General features: G+C 62.8%; 17 protein-coding genes. 8 read left to right on the plus strand and 9 right to left on the minus strand.

Annotated elements, in window-relative coordinates; translation table 11 throughout:
* Window position 1: 1 nt before the first annotated feature.
* Both NKH29_RS16845 and pdxR read right to left on the minus strand, forming a co-directional pair.
* On the minus strand, window positions 2–1591 hold the full coding sequence (locus tag NKH29_RS16845) for a trimethylamine methyltransferase family protein (RefSeq protein ID WP_352483296.1): 1590 nt from the start codon (window positions 1589–1591) through the stop codon (window positions 2–4).
* A gap of 194 nt (window positions 1592–1785) precedes the next feature.
* Window positions 1786–3279, minus strand: coding sequence for a MocR-like pyridoxine biosynthesis transcription factor PdxR (pdxR, locus tag NKH29_RS16850; protein ID WP_352467513.1), 1494 nt, complete (start codon window positions 3277–3279; stop codon window positions 1786–1788).
* Window positions 3280–3534: 255 nt separating this feature from the next.
* Between pdxR and pgi the strand changes: the two genes are divergently transcribed.
* Complete coding sequence (gene pgi, locus NKH29_RS16855) at window positions 3535–5178, plus strand: glucose-6-phosphate isomerase (RefSeq protein WP_352640528.1); 1644 nt, start codon at window positions 3535–3537, stop codon at window positions 5176–5178.
* A 5-nt stretch (window positions 5179–5183) separates the two neighbouring features.
* Window positions 5184–5906: an HAD family hydrolase gene (locus NKH29_RS16860; protein WP_023717885.1), complete on the plus strand. Its 723-nt coding sequence runs from the start codon at window positions 5184–5186 to the stop codon at window positions 5904–5906.
* Here the strand turns inward: NKH29_RS16860 and NKH29_RS16865 are convergent.
* Together NKH29_RS16865 and NKH29_RS16870 are read right to left on the minus strand one after the other, a co-directional pair.
* Entirely contained in the window at window positions 5890–6546 is a 657-nt protein-coding gene (locus tag NKH29_RS16865) for a class I SAM-dependent methyltransferase (RefSeq protein WP_084642516.1), read from the minus strand. The genes NKH29_RS16860 and NKH29_RS16865 overlap by 17 nt on opposite strands.
* An 85-nt stretch (window positions 6547–6631) precedes the next feature.
* Window positions 6632–8593: a long-chain fatty acid--CoA ligase gene (locus NKH29_RS16870; RefSeq protein ID WP_353000159.1), complete on the minus strand. Its 1962-nt coding sequence runs from the start codon at window positions 8591–8593 to the stop codon at window positions 6632–6634.
* A gap of 478 nt (window positions 8594–9071) precedes the next feature.
* Here NKH29_RS16870 and NKH29_RS16875 point away from each other — a divergent pair, with 478 nt between their 5' ends.
* Genes NKH29_RS16875 through NKH29_RS16895 form a run of 5 tightly spaced genes read left to right on the plus strand, consistent with a single transcriptional unit; the run spans window position 9072 to window position 14356 of the window.
* Entirely contained in the window at window positions 9072–10664 is a 1593-nt protein-coding gene (locus tag NKH29_RS16875; protein WP_023717882.1) for an ABC transporter substrate-binding protein, read from the plus strand.
* 58 nt (window positions 10665–10722) lie between these two features.
* Window positions 10723–11730 carry an ABC transporter permease subunit gene (locus NKH29_RS16880; protein WP_023676822.1) on the plus strand — a complete coding sequence of 336 codons (1008 nt, stop codon included), beginning with the start codon at window positions 10723–10725 and terminating at the stop codon, window positions 11728–11730.
* Window position 11731: 1 nt separating this feature from the next.
* Window positions 11732–12649: an ABC transporter permease subunit gene (locus NKH29_RS16885; RefSeq protein ID WP_023717881.1), complete on the plus strand. Its 918-nt coding sequence runs from the start codon at window positions 11732–11734 to the stop codon at window positions 12647–12649.
* Window positions 12650–12653: 4 nt separating this feature from the next.
* Window positions 12654–13529 (plus strand): ABC transporter ATP-binding protein, encoded by an 876-nt coding sequence (locus tag NKH29_RS16890; RefSeq protein WP_352493740.1) that lies wholly within the window; start codon window positions 12654–12656, stop codon window positions 13527–13529.
* A complete protein-coding gene (locus NKH29_RS16895; RefSeq protein ID WP_352483289.1) occupies window positions 13526–14356 on the plus strand; it encodes a dipeptide ABC transporter ATP-binding protein in 831 nt (276 codons plus the stop codon). The genes NKH29_RS16890 and NKH29_RS16895 overlap by 4 nt, the downstream gene beginning before the upstream one ends.
* Before the next feature lie 22 nt (window positions 14357–14378).
* Here NKH29_RS16895 and NKH29_RS16900 read toward each other — a convergent pair whose 3' ends face one another.
* Window positions 14379–15296 carry a LysR family transcriptional regulator gene (locus tag NKH29_RS16900; protein WP_353000161.1) on the minus strand — a complete coding sequence of 306 codons (918 nt, stop codon included), beginning with the start codon at window positions 15294–15296 and terminating at the stop codon, window positions 14379–14381.
* An 81-nt stretch (window positions 15297–15377) separates the two neighbouring features.
* Here NKH29_RS16900 and NKH29_RS16905 point away from each other — a divergent pair, with 81 nt between their 5' ends.
* Window positions 15378–16250 carry an NAD(P)H-dependent oxidoreductase gene (locus tag NKH29_RS16905; RefSeq protein ID WP_352483288.1) on the plus strand — a complete coding sequence of 291 codons (873 nt, stop codon included), beginning with the start codon at window positions 15378–15380 and terminating at the stop codon, window positions 16248–16250.
* On the opposite strand, the gene NKH29_RS16910 is transcribed toward NKH29_RS16905, so the two are convergent.
* The 4 genes from NKH29_RS16910 to NKH29_RS16925 all read right to left on the minus strand — a co-directional run bounded on the left by NKH29_RS16910 (window position 16181) and on the right by NKH29_RS16925 (window position 19650).
* Complete coding sequence (locus NKH29_RS16910) at window positions 16181–17473, minus strand: cysteine desulfurase-like protein (protein WP_352548809.1); 1293 nt, start codon at window positions 17471–17473, stop codon at window positions 16181–16183. The genes NKH29_RS16905 and NKH29_RS16910 overlap by 70 nt on opposite strands.
* 30 nt (window positions 17474–17503) lie before the next feature.
* Window positions 17504–18178 carry an amino acid ABC transporter permease gene (locus tag NKH29_RS16915; protein WP_023717875.1) on the minus strand — a complete coding sequence of 225 codons (675 nt, stop codon included), beginning with the start codon at window positions 18176–18178 and terminating at the stop codon, window positions 17504–17506.
* A gap of 107 nt (window positions 18179–18285) precedes the next feature.
* Complete coding sequence (locus NKH29_RS16920) at window positions 18286–19077, minus strand: ABC transporter substrate-binding protein (RefSeq protein ID WP_023717874.1); 792 nt, start codon at window positions 19075–19077, stop codon at window positions 18286–18288.
* 177 nt (window positions 19078–19254) lie between these two features.
* On the minus strand, window positions 19255–19650 hold the full coding sequence (locus NKH29_RS16925) for a RidA family protein (RefSeq protein ID WP_352483286.1): 396 nt from the start codon (window positions 19648–19650) through the stop codon (window positions 19255–19257).
* Window positions 19651–19683 lie beyond the last annotated feature (33 nt).

Below are 19683 nucleotides of genomic sequence, written 5' to 3' on the forward strand. Positions count from 1 at the left end.
CTCAGCCGCCCATTCTGCCGCGCGGCAGCTTGATCATATCGCCGAAACGGGCGCGCAATTTGTCGTCGACGGGCTTCGGCACATGGCGCGGGAAGCGTTCGGCAAGCACGCGTTTCTTCTCGATGATCGCCCGCTGCAAGATGTCGGGCCTGCCTTTCTCATTCCATTCCTTCGGCGAAAAGCGGTCGCCGACGGCCGGATAGAAATATTCGGTCTGCATCAGCCGCAGCGTCTGCTCGTTGCCGAGATAATGGCCCGGGCCCTTTAGGCAGACATCGGCGATGGTGTCGATGGACAGCGACTCGTCCGTCACCTCGATGCCGCGCACGCAGCGCAGGCAGTGGCCGAGCATGTCGTTGTCGATGATCAGGCTCTCAAGGCAAAAGCCGAGCAGCGAGGCGTGCATGCCGGCCGATTCATAAACCAGGTTGAGGCCGGCAAGACCGGCCATCACGTCGGTTATGCCCTTTTCGTAGCCTGACTGAATGTCAGGCAGTTTCGAATCCGTCATGCCGGCGGCCGAACCGCCCGGCAGGTCGTAAAATTGTGCCATCTGCGCGCAGGCCGCGGTCAGCACCGCCTGCTCGGCCGAACCGCCCGACATGGCGCCGGTCCGGAGGTCCGAGACGAACGGCCAGGTGCCGAAGATTGCCGGGTGGCCCGGCTTGATGGCGTTGACATAGATTAGGCCGACCAGCACTTCGGCGACCGCCTGCACCACGGCACCGGCAATCGCCGCCGGTGCCGTCGCACCTGCCTGGCCTGCCGACAGCAGCAGGATCGGAATGCCGCCCTCGACACAGGCTTCGAGCACGCCGCAGGCGTCCTCGGCAAACTTCATCGGCGGCACGACGAAACAGTTCGAATTGGAGACGAAAGGCCGCGCGCGAAAATTCTCTTCGCCGCCGGCGATGGCATAGAGCATGTCGAGCGCCGGCTTGACGTTCTCACGCACGGTAAACGAGGTGCCGACATGCTTCGACGTGCCCATGACACAGGCGTAGAGCGTGTTGAAATCCATATCGAGCGGGTCGGGGATGTCGCGTGGCACCATCGGCCGCTGGAAGAAATGGATGTTGTCGAGCCCCTCGACCAGACGCGCCGCATCGTAAATGTCCTGCAGCAGCGACTCGCGATACTCACGCTTTTCGACATCGACAAGATGCACCGCAGCACCAGCCGTGCCGTAATGCACACGCTTGCCCTGGATCACCATGTCGTGCTTCGGATCCTGGCCGTGCAGGGTGAAATGCCGCGCCGCTTTCTTGATCGTTTCGACCACCAGACCGCGAGGAAAGCGCAGGCGGCCGTCCTCGCCAAGCGTTGCGCCGGCCTTGGTCAGTACCTCAATGCAAGAGGGGATGGCGTTGGCGAAACCGACCGTCTCCAAAAGGGTAAGCACGGCCTCGTGGATACGTTCGCAATCATTGCCGCTGAGCGGGCTGTAGCTTCCGCCTTCGAGGCCGGCGCGCACCGGCTTGACGTCGTCGGCGAGCGGTGCCGCCCGCATGGCGCGGCGCGCCTCGCGCCCGCCGGACCGCCGCGAACGCTGGTCTGCGGACACGTCCTGCTTCTCATGGGCCATTGGCATGAAGGCACTCCAACTTTAGCTGCGGAGCGGGCGCGGCGGTTGGTCCACCATCGGCCTGCTTCGTCCCCTATGTACTCCGACTATGCCGCCGGCATTGGCACAGCCTATGTGCCAGCCGGTCCCGTCGCATATGCCAAGGAGCTAAAGAACCGGAGTCGCGCTACATGCGCCAGGCTCCGGTCGGGGAAGGGAGATCAGGCCGCTGCCGGCCTGCGTCCAGCTGCCGTCGCCAGTTCGCGGATGCCGGGTTCGATGTGCTGCAACGCGATCGAGGAAATGCCCAAGCGCATGAAACGCGATGGCTTTTCGGTGCGGTCGAAGAAGCGGTCGCCAGGCTCGATGATGACGCTGCGCGAGGCCGCGGCCTCCGCCAGCCCACGCGAGTCGGTGCCGCGCGGTCCCTCGAGCCAGAGCGACGTGCCGCCGGCCGAATCGGTCGAGCGCCACTCCGGCAGGAAGGCGGAAATCGCATGGACCAGACGCTTGCGCCTCTCGTCGAAGGCGCTCGACAGCCGCCGCACCAGCGCCTCGTGATGGCCGAGCGACAGGAACAATGCGACGGCGCGCTGGTTGTTTGCCGGCGGGTGGCGCAGCATGAAGCGGCGCAGCGCCCGAAGCTCGGAGATCAGCCCGGCCGAGGCGACGATGTAGCCGAGCCTGAGGCCGGGAGCCAGCGTCTTCGACATCGAGCCGACGTAGACGACGCGGCCGGACCGATCGAGGCTCTTCAGCGCCTGCTGCGGCGCCTCGTCCAGGAGCTGGCTGTCATATCCGTCCTCGATGATGATCTGGTTGTAGCGGTTGGCGCGCGCCAAAAGATCCTGCCGCCGCTCCGCCGACAGCGGCACCATGGTCGGGCAATGGTGGCTGGGCGTGACGAAGACGAAGCCGGAATCATTGGGAATGGCCGAGGTTACGATGCCGGAGTGGTCGACCGGAACCGGCTGGATGTCGGCGCCGGCCAGCCGGAAGATCGAACGTGCATCGGGATAGCCCGGATCCTCCATCGCCACCTTGGAGCCTTTCGTCATCAACAGCGTCGCCAGCATGTAAAGCGCGTTCTGCGCCCCCAGCGTCACGATGATCTCGTCCGGATTGGCGAAGATGCCGCGTCGCGGCAGCAGCCGTGCCTGGATCTGCTCGATCAGGAGCGGATCGTCGCGGTCGACCATGTCGGACGCCCAGTTGCGGATTTCGAGCACCGCCAGCGCCATGCGATTGCACTCGCGCCATTCGGCGGTCGGGAACAGCGCCGGGTCGAACTGGCCATAGACGAAGGGGTAGGACGATTTGATCCAGTTGTCGTGCTTGGCCGGCGGTGGCATGTCGCTCGCCGCGATCTGCCGGCGGGCCTTCCAGTCGATCTCGTTGGCTTGGTCGGGCGCCTTCTGGTGCGGTTTGGCCGGCGTCGCCAGCACTTCGGGATTGACGAAGTGGCCGCGGCGCTCGCGCGCCACCAGGAAGCCCTGGTCGACCAGCTGCTGGAAGGCCAGCACCACGGTGCCACGCGCTACGCCGAGTTTTTCGGCGAGAATCCGGCAGGACGGAAGCGGCATGGAAGCCGCGATCTGCCGGTCGAGGATGGCGGCGACGATCGCCTGACGGATCTGCGCCTGCAGGGTCTGACCGGATTCCGCCGAAATCCGGAACAGGCCGGACCATATGGCCGTGTCGTTTCTCTGTGGCATGGGAGATGTTCCTCGATGGCCAGCTTTTTTCACTTGGCTGGACCAGTCGAATGTACCGGTGGCACAAGGTGTTGCGCCAATCAATTTTTCTGATCGCTGGGATTTATGCCAGTGATCCTTTGCGCCGGCCCACGCTGCGCTGCGGCATCGCTGCGCATTGAAACGGATGGAATTCGACCCGATAGTTTGCCGCGACGACACGCGCCGGAAACATCCGGCCTGATAAGATGCATCTCAAGAGACCGGAGCGAAGCAGTGGATCAATCGTCCTTTCAAAAGCAGCTCGACTTGTTGCGCGATCATCGTGCGGCCAAATCGGGCTCGATGCGCGAGGCTTTCGCTGCCGATCCGCAGCGCTTCGAGAAATTCTCCGCCAGCGACGGCGACCTGCTGCTCGACTGGTCGAAATGCGCGGTCGATGCGCGGACGATGGAGTTGCTGGAGAACCTAGCTGAGGCCGCCGACCTCGAAGGCCGGCGCGACGCGATGTTTGCTGGCAAGAAGATCAACGTCACCGAAGGCCGCGCCGTGCTGCATACCGCGCTGCGTAACCTTACCGGCAAAGGCATCGTGCTCGACGGCCAGGACGTGAAGGCGGAAGTCCTCGGCGTACTCGACGCGATGGGCGCCTTCGCCGACGCGGTGCGTTCCGGTAAGGCGGCCGGCGCGACCGGCAAGAAGATCACCGACATCGTCAACATCGGCATCGGCGGCTCCGATCTCGGCCCGGCCATGGCGACCTTGGCGCTGGCGCCCTATCATGACGGGCCGCGCGCGCATTACGTGTCCAATATCGACGGTGCCCATATCCACGACACGTTGAAGGGTCTTTCCGCCGAAACCACCCTGTTCATCATCGCCTCCAAGACCTTCACCACGGTTGAGACGATGACCAATGCCGAGACGGCACGCAGATGGGTCGAGAAGGCGCTCGGCAAGGAAGCGGTCGGCAAGCATTTCGCCGCCGTCTCGACGGCGCTCGACCTGGTCGCCAAATTCGGCATCGCAGCCGACCGCGTCTTCGGCTTCTGGGACTGGGTCGGCGGCCGCTATTCCGTCTGGGGTGCGATCGGCCTGCCGGTGATGATCGCCATAGGCCCGAAGGATTTTCGCGCCTTTCTCGACGGCGCCCATGAGATGGACGAGCATTTCCGCACCGCGCCGCTGGCGAAGAACCTGCCGGCGCTGATGGGGCTGATCGGCTGGTGGCATCGCGTGATCTGCAAATATCCGGCTCGCGCCGTCATCCCCTACGATCAGCGTCTGTCCAGGCTGCCGGCCTATCTGCAGCAGCTCGACATGGAATCGAACGGCAAGAGCGTCACCCTGGATGGCGGCGCTGTAACGACGCCGACCGGCCCGCTGGTCTGGGGCGAGCCCGGCACCAACGGCCAGCACGCCTTCTTCCAGCTTCTGCATCAGGGCACCGATTTCATTCCGGTCGAATTCCTCGCCGCTGCCGTCGGCCACGAGCCGGAACTGAAGCATCACCACGACCTTCTGCTTGCCAATTGCCTGGCGCAGTCGGAAGCCTTCATGAAGGGCCGCACGCTGGAGGAAGCCCGCGCGCAGATGCTGGCGAAAGGCATGAAGCCCGCCGATGTCGACAGGATTGCTCCGCACCGCGTCTTCTCCGGCGACCGCCCCTCGGTGACGATCCTCTACAGGAAGCTCGACCCACATACATTCGGACGGCTGATTGCGCTTTACGAACATCGCGTCTTCGTCGAAGGCACGCTGTTCAACATCAACTCCTTCGACCAGTGGGGCGTCGAGCTCGGCAAGGAACTGGCGACCGGGCTGCTGCCCGTCGTTGAAGGCAAGGAGAATGCCGCAAAGCGGGATGCCTCGACTGCCGGACTGGTGGAATACATTCACCGCTTGCGCGGCCCGGAGTGAAAAGCTTGGCGGACATCAAGGGAATATTGTTCGACAAGGACGGCACGCTCGTGGATTTCAACGCGACATGGCTGGGCATCGCCGACTTCATGGCGATGGATGCGGCCGAAGGCGATCGCTGGAAGGCAGACAGGCTGCTTGCGGCGGCGGGCTTCGACTTCGCCACCAGGCGCTTCAAGCCGGATTCTATCTTTGCCTCCGGGACCAACATGGACGTCGTCGAACTGTGGTTTCCGCGGCTGTCCGACGAGGACCAGATGCTTGCCGTCGCCCGCTTCAATGCCATCACCTCGGCGCAAGGATCGGCGATGGCCGTGGCGCTGCCGGGTGTGGTCGAGACGCTTGGGCTGCTTCACAGAAAATCCTACCGGCTTGGCGTCGCCACCAACGACTCGACCAGCGGCGCGGAAAAGACCTTGGTCACGCTGGGCGTCGCGCAGCTTTTCGAAGCCGCCTATGGTTACGACGCGGTGGCCAATCCAAAACCGGCGCCGGATACGATCCTTGCCTTTTCGGATCTGACAGGGCTCAGGCCGGCGACGATCGCAATGGTCGGCGACAATCGTCACGATCTGGAGATGGCGCGCGCCGGCGGCTGCGGCCTGGCGATCGGCGTGCTGTCCGGCACCGGCACACGTGAATCGCTGTCACAGATCGCCGACGTCATCCTGGATTCGGTGGCTGATCTGCCCGATTTTCTTGCGGCCCGGGTCAGCGAGACGGTCTAGACTCGTAGTTATCTGGTCCGAACGAGAACACGCCGCTCGGTTTCATCGCCGCATTCCTGCCCTCGCCGACATCCGGCACCTCGTATTCGGCCAGCAGGCGAAGCCGCGAGCGCGGCAGATAGGCGCGGCCCGGATCGCCGATCAGCACGGCGATGCCGGCAGCAAGGCAGCGGTCGAGGAAGGGAACGACCCGGCCGGCAAGATCGCGGGCGTAAAACAGGTCGCCGACCACCACGATGTCCACCGGTGGCGGCGGACCGCCGGTGATGTCGTCGCCAACGATCATGATAGCGACGCCGTTCGCAGTCGCATTGAGGCTGAGCGCAACCACACCATTACGATCGATCTCGGCCGCGACGACCGCGCTGGCTCCGGCTTTCGCCGCAGCGATGCCGACGAGGCCCGAGCCGGCGCCGAGGTCGAGCACGCGACGCCCGGCCACGGTCTCCGGCCGGTCGATTATGTAGCGGGCAAGCACCGCGCCGCCGGCCCAGACATAGGCCCAGTACGGTGGCTCCGGTTCAGGTTCGTCTTCTTCGGTCCCATGTTGGTTCCATTCGAGAAGCCGCCTGAGGCCGCTTCCCGGATGGGCGGTGTAAAGCCGGATTTCGGGAAGCGCGGGCACGGGGGCGATCCGCATGTGCGCCCGGATGAACTCTGCCGGGTCTGGCCGCGAACCTATATCCACGGCGTTAGAGCCGACGATGCAATCGCTCAAGCTGCGCCTAGCCCCGCAACGCTCGTCGCAGGATCTTGCCGACCGGTGTCTTCGGCAGTTCGGTGCGGAACTCGATATATCTGGGGCGCTTGTAGCCGGTCAGGTTCTCGCGGCAATAAGCCGTCAGCATCTCGGCGGTCAGTGCCGGGTCCTTTTTGACGACGAACAGCTTTGGCACTTCACCCGAATGCTCGTCCGGCACGCCGATCGCCGCCACCTCGAGTACGCCCGGATGCTGCGCCACCACCTCCTCGAGTTCGTTCGGGTAGACGTTGAAGCCGGAAACCAGGATCATGTCCTTCTTGCGGTCGACGATCTTGGTGTAGCCGCGCTCGTCCATGAAGCCCATGTCGCCCGATTTGAAGAAGCCGTCCTCGGTCATCACCTTGGCGGTCTCGTCCGGCCGGTTCCAGTAGCCGGCCATCACCTGCGGTCCGCGGATGCAGATTTCGCCGACCTCGCCGAGCGGCAAATTGTTGCCGTCGTCGTCGCGGATGGCGATCTCGGTCGAGGGCAGCGGCAGCCCGATCGTGCCGGTGTAGACTCCGTCGCTGAATTTGTTGGCGGTCGCCCCCGGCGAGGTTTCGGAGAGTCCGTAGGCCTCGCTGATCGGGCAGCCGGTCAGCGCCTTCCAGCGCTCTGCGATGCCCTTCTGCACTGCCATGCCGCCACCCAGCGTCAGGATCAGCGGCTTGAAGTCGAGCCTGCGAAAATCCTCATTATTGAGCAGCGCATTGAACAGCGTGTTGAGGCCAGGAAAGATGTGGATCGGGTATTTCTGCAGCTCCTTGACGAAGCCGGGAATGTCGCGCGGATTGGGGATGAGCACGTTCTGCGCGCCCTGCTGCATTCCCATCATCGCGTTCACTGTGAGCGCAAAGATATGATAGAGGGGCAGCGCGCAGAGGAAGTTCATATGCGCCGGTTTCGGCTTGACCGTGTAGGCGTCTTCGACCCAGAGCGCGTTCTGCGCGACGTTCGCCAAGACATTGCTGTGCAAAAGCATCGCGCCCTTGGAGATGCCGGTCGTACCGCCCGTATATTGCAGGAAGGCGATGTCGCCGGCCACGACCTCGGCGGATTTGAAGGTCACGCCGGCGCCGGCCTTCAATGCGGCGTTGAATTTGACATGGCCGGGCAGCGACCATGCCGGCACCATCTTCTTGACGCGGCGCACGACGAAGTTGACGATCGTTCCCTTGAGCCCGCCGAGCATGTCGCCCATCGTGGCGACCACGACATGCTTGACCGCGGTCCTGGCGATCACCGCCTGCAAGGTGCAGGCGAAATTTTCGAGGATGACAATGGCTTGAGCGCCGGAATCCTTGAGCTGGTGCTCAAGCTCGCGCGGCGTGTAGAGCGGATTGATGTTCACCACGACATAGCCGGCGCGAAGCACCGCCATCATCGCCACCGGATATTGCAGCACGTTCGGCATCATCAGCGCGACACGTGCACCCTTCTGCAACCCCTTTGATTGCAGATAGGCGCCAAACGCAGCCGACTGTCGCTCGAGATCGGCATAGGTGATCGATTTGCCCATGCAGACGAAGGCCGGCCGGTTCGCAAACTGCTTGCAGGCGGCGACGAGAAAGTCACCGATCGAGCTGGAGGGCAGGGCGCCGATCTCGGCCGGCACGATCTTTGGGTAACTCTGGAGCCACGGTTTTTCAGGCAGGCCGGCGGTCAGCGAGGTGATCGCCTTCGGCAATCTTCTGGCTGAAGCTGCCGTCTGTTTGGGCGCTGGCACTGCCTTCGCCGCCGGCTTGACGGTGGGGTACTTTGCGGCAGGCGCCGCCTTGCCGGCTGCCGGCTTGGCAGTCTTTCCAGCCGTGATCTTCGTCGCCGGCTTCGCACTTGCCTTCGCGGTAGTCTTCGGCTTGGCGGCGGCCGCTTTTGGCTTGACCGCTTTCGATATTGCCTCGGCCTTTGCTTTCGCCGCGGTTGTTGTCTTTGCCGGTTTCGCCACCTGTCGCTCCCTCAATCATTCTTATTGTTCGGCACGCTTGAGTGCCACCGCCGCCCCTGACAAACAAAGGTATCCCACGCTTGCCGCAATGTCCGGAGCCTGGGGAATCCACCACGCTGTCCATCTATCTATGTATTGCCACTAGCAGCGGCCGTGCAAGCCTCGCCCACCTGGCAGTGCGGCAAGACTTGCCATCAAAGCTCTCGGCCGCGACCGGTTTTCGGACGCGCATCTCTTGAACCGAACGGCTCGATTCCCCGAATTGGCGGCATCGCCGATCAACAAAAAATTGAAGTCGCTAATAATGTCGTGATCTGCGGATTTGGCTCGTTTTTTCCACAATTCGCCGCATGCCGGATTTTTTTTCTGCTTCCCGTGGGTTAGGCAAACAAGCAGTTCCAAAGCCAGAAAAACGGTGCTTATATGCGGCCTTCGCGAGCCTGATAGAGGGGCTTGGAAGAACATCAGGGAGTGCTCAATGAAAAAGAAACTGACTTTTGCAGCCGCGTTGCTGGCTGCAAGCGTCCTCGGCGGCATGGCCAATGCAAAACAACTGGTCTATTGCTCGGAGGCATCGCCGGCCGGCTTCGACCCGTCGCCATGGAGCGGCGGCAACGACTTCGACGCTTCGTCGCGCACCATCTATTCGCGCCTGGTCGAGTTCGAGCATGGCAAGACCACCATCTCGCCCGGCCTGGCGGAGAGCTGGACGGTTTCCGACGACGGTCTCGAATACACCTTCAAGCTTCGCCCGGGTGTGAAATTCCAGACGACGGATTATTTCACGCCCACGCGCGACCTCAACGCCGACGACGTGATCTTTTCCTTCGAACGCCAGTGGAAGAAAGAAAGCCCATGGTACAGCTACCTGGAAGGCACCGGCTGGGAGTATTTCACCGGCATGGGCTTCCCCGATCTGCTGAAGGAAATCGTCAAGGTCGACGATCTGACGGTGAAGTTCGTGCTGAACAAGCCTGAAGTCGCCTTCCTGCCGGACCTCGGCATGGATTTCGCTTCGATCGTTTCCAAGGAATATGCCGACCAGCTCGACAAGGCCGGCACCAGGCAGCAGTTCACCCAGAAGCCGGTCGGCACTGGTCCGTTCCAATTTGTCGACTATCAGGTCGATGCGGTCGTACGCTATGCGGCATGGGACGGCTACTTTGGCGGCCGCCAGAAGATCGACGATCTGATCTTCGCCATCACGCCCGATCCGGCCGTGCGCGCGCAGAAGCTGAAGGCAGGCGAGTGCGATATCATGTCATACCCGGCGCCGGCCGACATTGCCGGGCTGCAGGGTGACGCGAACCTGAAAGTCGACGAGCAGGAAGGCCTGAACATCGGCTATCTCGCCTACAACACGACGCTGCCGCCCTTCGACAAAGTCGAGGTCCGCAAGGCCCTCAACATGGCGGTAAACAAGAAGGCGATCATCGACGCGGTCTATCAGGGCGCCGGCGCGCCGGCCATCAACCCGATCCCGCCGACCATGTGGTCCTATAACAAGGACATCAAGGACGATCCCTACGATCCGGAGGCGGCCAAGAAGATGCTGGCCGATGCAGGCGTCAAGGATCTGTCGATGAAGATCTGGGCTATGCCGGTCAGCCGCCCCTACAACCCGAACGCCCAGCGCGTCGCCGAGTTGATCCAGGCCGACTATGCCGCCGTCGGCGTCAAGGCGGAGATCGTCAGCTACGAATGGACGGAGTATCGCCAGCGCGGCAAAGCTAAGGATCGCGACGGCGCCTTCCAACTGGGCTGGACCGGGGACAATGGCGATCCGGACAACTTCTTTTTCCTGCTCGGTTGCGATGCCATCGGCCAGTCCAATTATGCGATCTGGTGCAACCAGGAATTCGAAGCCCTGCTGAAAAAAGGCAAGGCGACGACGGACGTCGCCGAGCGCACCAAGATCTACGAGGAAGCTCAGGTGGTGTTCAAGCGTGAGGCTCCGTGGCTGACCATCGCCCACTCCAAGGTCTTCATGCCGATGAACAAGAAGGTGTCGGGCTTCGTTATGGACCCGCTCGGCATTCATCGGTTTGACGGCGTCGACGTCACCGAATAAGTCCTGAGAAATTGAACGGCGGCGCTGGACTTCCTGCGCCGCCGTTCTATGAAGCAAGATGCTCCGTTATCTCCTCCACAAGCTCGCTTTGATCATCCCGACCGTGTTCGGCATATCGCTGGCGGCGTTCGCTTTCGTCCGGCTTCTGCCCGGCGATCCCATTCTGGCCCTGGCCGGCGAGCGCGGCGTCAGCCCCGAACGCTACGCCCAGCTCATCGAGCAGTTTGGCTACAACCGGCCTTATGTCATCCAGTACCTGGAATATATCGGCAGGGTCCTGACCGGCGATTTCGGCATATCGATTGCCACCAAGCGGCCAGTGCTCGGCGAATTCCAGGCGCTGTTTCCAGCCACGCTGGAACTGGCGACGGTGGCGTTGATCATCGCCGTCCTGCTCGGCATTCCTGCCGGTATCTTCGCGGCGGTCAAGCGCGGCTCGTGGTTCGACCAGGCGACGATGGGTGTCGCGCTGACCGGCTATTCGATGCCGATCTTCTGGTGGGGGTTGCTGCTCATCATCTTCTTCTCCGGTTATCTCGGCTGGACGCCGGTTTCCGGCCGCATCGGCCTGCAGTATTTCTTCAGGCCGACGACCGGGTTCATGCTCATCGACAGCCTGATCTCCGGCAGGAGCGGCGCTTTCAAATCCGCCGTCAGCCATTTGATCCTGCCGTCCATCGTGCTGGCGACGATCCCGCTTGCCGTCATAGCGCGCCAGACTCGCTCGGCGATGCTCGAGGTGCTGGGCGAGGACTATGTCCGCACCGCGCGCGCCAAGGGCCTGGCGCCGCGCCGTGTCATCGGGCTGCACGCTTTTCGCAACGCGCTGATTCCGGTGGTCACCACCATCGGACTGCAGGTCGGCACGTTGATGGCGGGCGCCATTCTTACCGAAACCATTTTTTCCTGGCCCGGCATCGGCAAATGGATGATCGACGCCATCGGCAAGCGCGACTATGTCGTCGTTCAGAGCGGATTGCTGATCATCGCGCTGATCGTCATGGCGGTGAACCTGATCGTCGACGTGCTCTACGCCGTCATCAATCCGCGCATCCGGGTGCAGTGAGATGACCGACGAATCCGCCGCCGAAGCCACCGCTGCCTCCATCCCGACAGGCGGCAGGCAACGCGCCTTCGCCGAGTTCTGGCACTACTTCTCGATGAACACCGGCGCGGTCATCGGCCTTGTCGTGTTTTCGGCGTTGGTGCTGGTGGCGGTCTTTGCGCCGTTCGTCGCGCCGCATTCGCCCGACGAGCAGTTTCGCGATGCGCTGCTGGCGCCCCCTGCCTGGCAGCAAGGCGGCAAATCGATGTTCCTGCTCGGCACCGATGCGGTCGGCCGCGACATGCTTTCGCGGTTGATTTTCGGGGCGCGTTTCTCGCTGTTCATCGGCCTGGTGGTGGTCGTCTTCTCGCTCACCAGCGGCATCGTGCTTGGCGTGCTCGCCGGCTATTTCCGCGGCTGGGTCGACACGCTGATCATGCGCATCATGGATATTATCCTGGCCTTCCCGTCGCTGCTTCTGGCGCTGGTGCTGGTGGCGATCCTCGGCCCCGGGCTGTTCAACGCCATGCTGGCGATCGCGCTGGTGCTGCAGCCGCATTTTGCGCGTCTCACCCGCGCCGCCGTGATGGCCGAAAAGAACCGCGAATATGTCATCTCCGCCAAGGTGGCTGGTGCCGGTCATCTTCGCTTGATGGTGAGGACGATCTTGCCGAACTGCCTGGCACCGCTGATCGTGCAGGCCACCCTGTCCTTCTCCAACGCCATTCTCGAGGCTGCGGCGCTCGGCTTCCTCGGTGTCGGTGCGCAGCCGCCGACGCCGGAATGGGGCACGATGCTCGCCTCGGCGCGCGAGTTCATCCTGCGCGCGCCTTGGGTAGTGACCTTCCCCGGCCTTGCCATTCTGATCACTGTGCTTGCCATCAATCTGATCGGCGACGGCCTGCGCGATGCCTTCGATCCCAAGCTGAAGAGGTCATAATCCAATGCCTCTTCTCGAGATCAAGAACCTGACCGTTTCCTTCGACACCGCCGCTGGACCATTCATGGCGGTACAAGGCATCGACCTGTCGGTCGAACCGCGCGAGGTGTTGGCGATCGTCGGCGAATCCGGTTCCGGAAAATCAGTGGCAATGCTGGCAGTGATGGGGCTTTTGCCCAACACGGCGACGGTGAGGGCGGACCGCATGGCCTTCGACGGCATCGACCTGCTTAAGCTCGGCCCGTCCGAGCGGCGCAAGATTGTCGGCAAGGACATCTCGATGATCTTCCAGGAGCCGGTCGCCAGCCTCAACCCGTGCTTTACCGTCGGCTTCCAGATTGAGGAGGTGCTGCGCTTTCACATGGGCATGGACCGCGCCCAGCGCCGGGCACGCGCCATCGAACTGATGAAGTTGGTCGGCATCGCCGACCCTGAGGAACGGCTGGGCTCCTTCCCGCACCAGATGTCGGGCGGCCAGTGCCAGCGCGTCATGATCGCCATCGCCATCGCCTGCAATCCCAAGCTTTTGATCGCCGACGAGCCAACCACGGCCCTCGACGTCACCATCCAGAAGCAGATCCTCGATCTGCTGGTCGGCCTGCAGGCCAAATACGGCATGGGCCTGATCATGATCACCCACAATATGGGGGTGGTTGCCGAGACCGCCGACCGTGTCATCGTCCAATACAAGGGCCGCAAGATGGAAGAGGCCGACGTGCTGTCGCTGTTCGAATCCCCCAAGAGCAATTACACGCGCGCGCTTCTGTCGGCGCTGCCGGAAAACGCCGTCGGCGACCGGTTGCCTACTGTTTCCGACATGCTGTTCGAGCCGGCCCCATCTGTAGTCGCAGCCCGATCCGCGGGAGGAACCGCCACATGAGCGTGACGGTAGTCGAAGGCAAGAACATCGTGCGCGACTATCATGTCGGCGGCGGGCTTTTCCGCCCCTCCCGTACGGTTCACGCGGTCAAGGGTGTTTCGTTCAGCGTCGACAAGGGCAAGACGCTGGCCATCGTCGGCGAGAGCGGCTGCGGCAAGTCAACGCTCGCCCGCATCATCACTCTGATCGACCCGGCGACCTCCGGCGAGCTTTTCATCGACGGCAAGAAGGTAGACATCGCGAGGGACGGCCTGTCGAAGGAAATGCGCCGCAAGGTGCAGATTGTCTTCCAGAACCCCTATGGTTCGCTCAATCCACGCCAGAAGATCGGCGACGTGCTTGGCGAACCGCTGCTCATCAACACCGACAGCACGGCCGGCGAGCGGCGCGATCTCGCCATGAAGATGCTGAAAAAGGTCGGTCTCGGCCCCGAGCACTACAATCGCTACCCGCATATGTTTTCGGGCGGCCAGCGCCAGCGCATCGCCATTGCCCGCGCGCTGATGCTCAACCCCAGCCTCCTGGTGCTGGACGAGCCGGTCTCGGCACTTGATCTTTCGGTGCAGGCGCAGGTTCTGAATCTGCTCGCCGACCTGCAGGATGAGTTTCAACTGACCTATGTTTTCATCAGCCACGACCTGTCGGTGGTGCGCTATATCGCCGACGATGTGATGGTGATGTATTTCGGCGAAGCGGTCGAATACGGCTCGCGCGACGAGGTCTTCGCCGACCCCAAGCACAGCTATACCAGGACGCTGTTCGCGGCGACGCCGCGTGCCGACGTCGCCAGCATCAAGGCAAGATTGGCGAAAAAGAAGGCCGCCTGATCCGGCGAGGTTTGCCGGCCGGCTACCGCTTCTCGATCCCCGGAATGCCGGAGATCTGCTCGGCGAGAAAGTCGACCAGCAGCCGCACCCGGGCAATGCCCGCACGCTCCGGAACGATCAGCATGCTCAGCGGGACGGGAGGCGGAAAATAGCCCGGCAGGATAATTTCCAGCCGGCCGGCCGCCAGAAGATCGTCGACAAGCCAGTGGTGGGCGGGTGCGATACCGCGTCCGGCGACAAGGGCTTTGCGCGCAGCAAGCCCATGGTCGACCCGAAATCGGCCGCCAAAGGGCAACGCAAAGCGCTCGCCGCCCGGCCCCTGCAGGGCGAGCGTGTCGCTTCCCGCGATGTTCGACATCCGAATGCCTTCATGGCCAGGCAGATCCTGCGGGACAGCCGGTCTGCCCCGGGCCGCCAGATAGGCCGGCGCCGCCACCAGCAGACGCCGGGACTGACCGAGCGCCCGCAGCTTCATCGAGCTGTCGGTGAGCGGACCGAGGCGAAGCGAGATGTCGACGCCCTCCCGCACAAGGTCGATGCGCTCGTCGGTTAGGCTGAGATCGATGCCGATGTCGGGATAACGGTCCTGAAAGGCGAAGATCAGCCGGCTGACGTGCAAGACGCCGAGCGCCGCCGTGCAGGATATCCGGATCGTGCCAGCCGATGCGCCGCGCGTGCCTCGCGCCTCATCGCCGGCCTGCCCAACGAGGCGCAGGATCTGGACGCTGTCGGCATAGTAACGGCTGCCTTCATCGGTCATCGTGACACGCCGGGTGGTCCTGCTGAGCAAGGGCACGCCGACGGCCTCCTCGAGCTCCCGCAGATGCCGCGTGACCGTCGACTGACCAACTCCGAGCTCGCGCGCCACCGCCGAGAGGCTGCCGCGCTCGGCGACGCGAACGAAGGTGCGCATGCGCTCGAGGGTGACCGATTTATCCATTATTCGGCATTATCTTATACATTTCCTACATATAGTGGATTAGCCGACGGCTGGCTACCCGTCCTTCTTCGGAGTAGACCCATGAAAGTCCTGCTTGTTTTTGCTCATCCTGAACCGAATTCGCTCAACGGCGCACTGCGTGACGTCGCCATCAGGGAGCTCGAGACCCAAGGCCACGAGGTGCGGGTGTCTGACCTCTATGCCGATGGCTGGAAATCCGAGGTGGACCGTGCCGACTTTCCGTCGTGGCCGCCCGAAGCACGCTTCCTGCCGGCCGGCGCCTCCAAAAAAGCTTTTGCGAGCGGCACTCTGACCGATGACGTCAAAGCGGAGATCGACAAGCTGCTATGGGCCGACACCCTGATCCTCCAGTTTCCCCTGTGGTGGTACGCCATGCCGGCGATCCTCAAGGGCTGGGTCGATCGGGTGTATGCCTACGGCTTCGCCTATGGCGTCGGCGAGCACAGCGATAAGAGGTGGGGTGACCGCTTTGGCGAGGGAACGCTCGCCGGCAAGCGCGCGATGCTAATCGTTACCACCGGCGGCTGGGAGGAGCATTATTCCGCCCGCGGCGTCAACGGCCCGATCGACGACCTGCTGTTCCCGATCAACCACGGGATTCTATACTATCCGGGCTACGACGTGCTTCCGCCGTTCGTGGTCTACAGGGTGGACCGTTTCGGGGAGGCCGATTTCGAGCCTGTCGCGGAGCGACTGCGCGAAAGGATGCGGACGCTCGAGACAATCCAGCCCATTCCTTATCGGCAGCAGAATGGCGGCGATTACCTGATCCCAAGCATGCAGTTGCGCCTCGGCTTGGAGAACCCGGGTGCGACCGCCTTCGCCCTTCACGAGGATCGCGCCGGCGCCGCCGGCCAGCCCGATCAGGACAGCCGGGCAATGATGGTGCGAAGCGCCTCGCCGAAGCGCCGGACTTCCTCGATCGTATTGTAATGCACCAGCGAGGCGCGGACGGCGCCGCTGTCCATGCTGAGGTTGAGCCGCTTCATCAGGCGCGGCGCATACATGTGGCCGTCGCGAATGCCGATCTGCATCTCGGCCATCTCCTCGACGATCCTCTGCGGCGACAGCGTGCCGATGTTGAAGCAGAAGGTCGGCACGCGCTCGCGGAGGCGTGCCTCTTCGGCCACGCCGTAGATCATCGCGCCGCAATCTTTGAGCACCGCCAGCATTTCGCGCGCCAGCACCTGCTCGTAATCGCGAATGGCATTCATACCGGCGACGATGTTGTCGCGGCGCGATCGGTTATTGGCTGGAGCGAAATTGCGGCCGATCGATTCGAGATAGCGCACCGCGGCATCCATGCCGGAGACGTTCTCGTAGATGAAGGTGCCGGCCTCGATCTTATAGGGCGGCTCGTCGGGAATGAAGTCCTCGCGGAAGGTCGGCAGACGCTTCAGCGTTTCGAAGCGGCCCCACAGGAAGCCCATATGCGGCGAGAAATTCTTGTAGCCGGAGCAGACCAGATAGTCGCAGTCCCATGCCTGCACATCGATCAGCCCGTGCGGGCCGTAATGCACGCAGTCGAGGAACACTTCGGCGCCTGCCGCATGCGCGATCCCAGCCACTGAAGCAACGTCGACGATCGAGCCGATCGAATGCGCCGTCACCGTGCAGGCCACGAGGCGGGTGCGCTCGGAGACCAGCGGGCGCAAATCGTCGACATGCAGATTGCCGTCCTCGCGCATCCGCCACCATTTGAACTTGGCGCCGGCGGGTGCCAGCGCCAGCCACGTCGCGATATTGGCATCGTGATCCATGTCGGTGATGACGATCTCGTCACGCTCCCCGTTTGGTCGCTCAGAAAGCATCTGGCCGATGCCGAGGCTGACCAGGCGGATGAACGAAGTGGCGTTCATGCCGAAACAGATCTCCGCCGGGTTGGTGGCGTTGATCAGCAAGGCCACGCTTTCGCGCGCGCCAGCGACGGCTTGATCGACGGTGACGCTGCGGCCGTAGCGGCCGCCGCGCTGCACATTATGCGCGACCAAATGGTTGGTGACCGCGTCGAGCACACTTTGCGGGATCTGCGCGCCGGCGGCATTGTCCATGAAGATGAAGTCGCCGGCCTGCTGCAAGGCGGGAAACATGGCGCGGATCGTCTCGACCGGGAAAGCTGCGGCATCGCCCGTTTTCGAAATCTGATGCTGGTTCAAGGTCGTCTCCTGCGAAGTGCGCTGACAGATTCAGCGGGTCTTTTCGGTTTGAAATCGGCGTTCAAGGAGGCTGACGAGACGGACCATCGGCCAGAGAAAGATGAGATAGACCAGCGCGGCGCCAATCAGCGGTGAGGGGTTGGCATAGAGCGATTGCGCGTTGGTCGCTTCCTTCAGCAGTTCGGGCAGCGCCACGGTGGAGGCGAGCGAGGTGTCCTTGAACATCGAAACGCAGTTGCTGGTCATCGGTGGAATGACGACGCGGATCGCCTGCGGCAGCACTACCTTGCGCAAGGTCAGCAAGAACGGCAGGCCGAGCGCCTGCGCCGCCTCGAACTGGCCGCGCGGAATGCTTTCTATGCCGGAGCGGAACACCTCGGCCGAATAGGCCGCCATGATGATGGCGAACGCCATCACCGCGGAAGTCCAAGACGACAGGCGTATGCCGAGAAACGGCAGCGCATAGTAGATCAGGATCAGCACGACCAGCACCGGCATCGCCCGGAAAATGTCGATGTAGCCGACAGCCAGCAGCCGAAGCGGCTTTGGCGCATAGAGCCGCACCAGGCTGATCGCGAGGCCGACGGGAATACCGATGCCGATGCTCATGATTCCGAGCAGCAGCGTGTTCAGGAAGCCGCGCAGCAGTGCCGGCAGGCTGGAGATCATGACGTCGGCGTTGAAGAAGGTGTCCAGCAGCGACATCGCAGCATTCCCGAAACGTTTGGCGTCCCGCGACGCTCGAGCCCGAGCCCGAAATCCGAAATCGTGCCGGCATCGAGCCGGCACGACATTTAAGCGCGAACTGCCGCTCAGGCCTTCGGCATAGGCATTTCCTTGACGGTCGAGGAATCGGCCGGTGCGTCGCTGCCGAACCACTTCTTGTGGATCGCGGCCAGCGTGCCATCCGTCTTCATCGCGGTCAGCGCGTCGTTCAGCTTGCCGAGCAACGGGTGGTCCTTGGTCATCATCAGGCCGTACTGCTCGCCGGTCTTGATGCGCTCTTTTACGGCGAGATCCTTCATCCTGGTGAAAGAATATTCCAGGCCCGGAATATCGCTGACCGCCGCATCGACGCGGCCGGAGCTGAGATCGAGCAGCAAATTCTGCTGCGTGTCGTAGCCCTTGACGTCACTGAACCCGTCCGCTTCCTGGTGCGCCTTGACCCAGGTTTCGCCGGTCGAGCCGGACAGCACGCCGACGATCTTGCCCTTGAGGTCGGCCTCGGCCTTGATTGGGCTGTCGGCCTTCGCGGCGATGCCCATGTCGGAATCATAGTAGGGTTGCGTGAACGACTGCGACTTCAGCCGCTCCGGCGTGATGGTGATCGACGAAATGGCGACGTCGATGCGCTTAGAGGTGGTGGCGGCGAACAGCGCCTGGAAACCGAGGTCGGCGATGTCAGTGGTCATGCCGATACGCTTTGCCGCTTCGTTGATGATGTCGACTTCGAAACCCTCGAATGTACCGCTCTCGTTCTTGTATTCAAAAGGCGGATTGGTCGGATAGGCGCCGACATTCAGCGTGCCTTCGGCATAGGCCGGGCCGCCGGCGATGCCGATGGCGGCAGCAACAAGAAGCAGGTTGCGACGGGTGAAGTTCATTTTCGTTCCCTCTGGTTGTGATCGGACGGGTTGGCCCCGCACGGTTTTGATACGCCAAGTAACCGGACTGCCGGAAAGCCCTCCCGGCACGGCAGTCGTAAGACATCGGATGCTATCCAAAGTACCGCGCTTTTCAAGGCGAAAGTTTTAAGCTTAAAAAATTGCCGCGTGTTGCCATCAGTCCGGAATAACCGCCGTGGCCTGGATCTCAACCTTGGCGCGATCCTCGACCAACGCCATCACCTGCATGGCGGCCATCGCCGGAAAATGCCGGCCGATCACCTCGCGATAGACCTCGCCGATCCCCTTGAGATTGGCCAAATATTCCGCCTTGTCGGTAAAGTACCAGGTCATCGAGGTGATATGCTGCGGCTTGGCGCCGGCCTCGGCGAGCACGGCGACAATATTGGCCAGCGTCTGCTTCACCTGGCCGACAAGATCGTCGGTCTCGAAGCGGCCCTGCCCGTTCCAGCCGACCTGCCCGCCGACGAAGACAAGCTGCCCACGCGCGGCGACGCCATTGGCGTAGCCGACGGGTTTCGCCCAGCCTTCCGGCTGCAGGATGGTGTGCATATCAAAGCCTCCCAATGCTCAAATCCGGTCGCT

Origin of the sequence: Mesorhizobium sp. M1295, assembly GCF_040318135.1 — a bacterium.
In the GTDB taxonomy this organism is placed as follows: Bacteria; Pseudomonadota; Alphaproteobacteria; order Rhizobiales; family Rhizobiaceae; genus Mesorhizobium.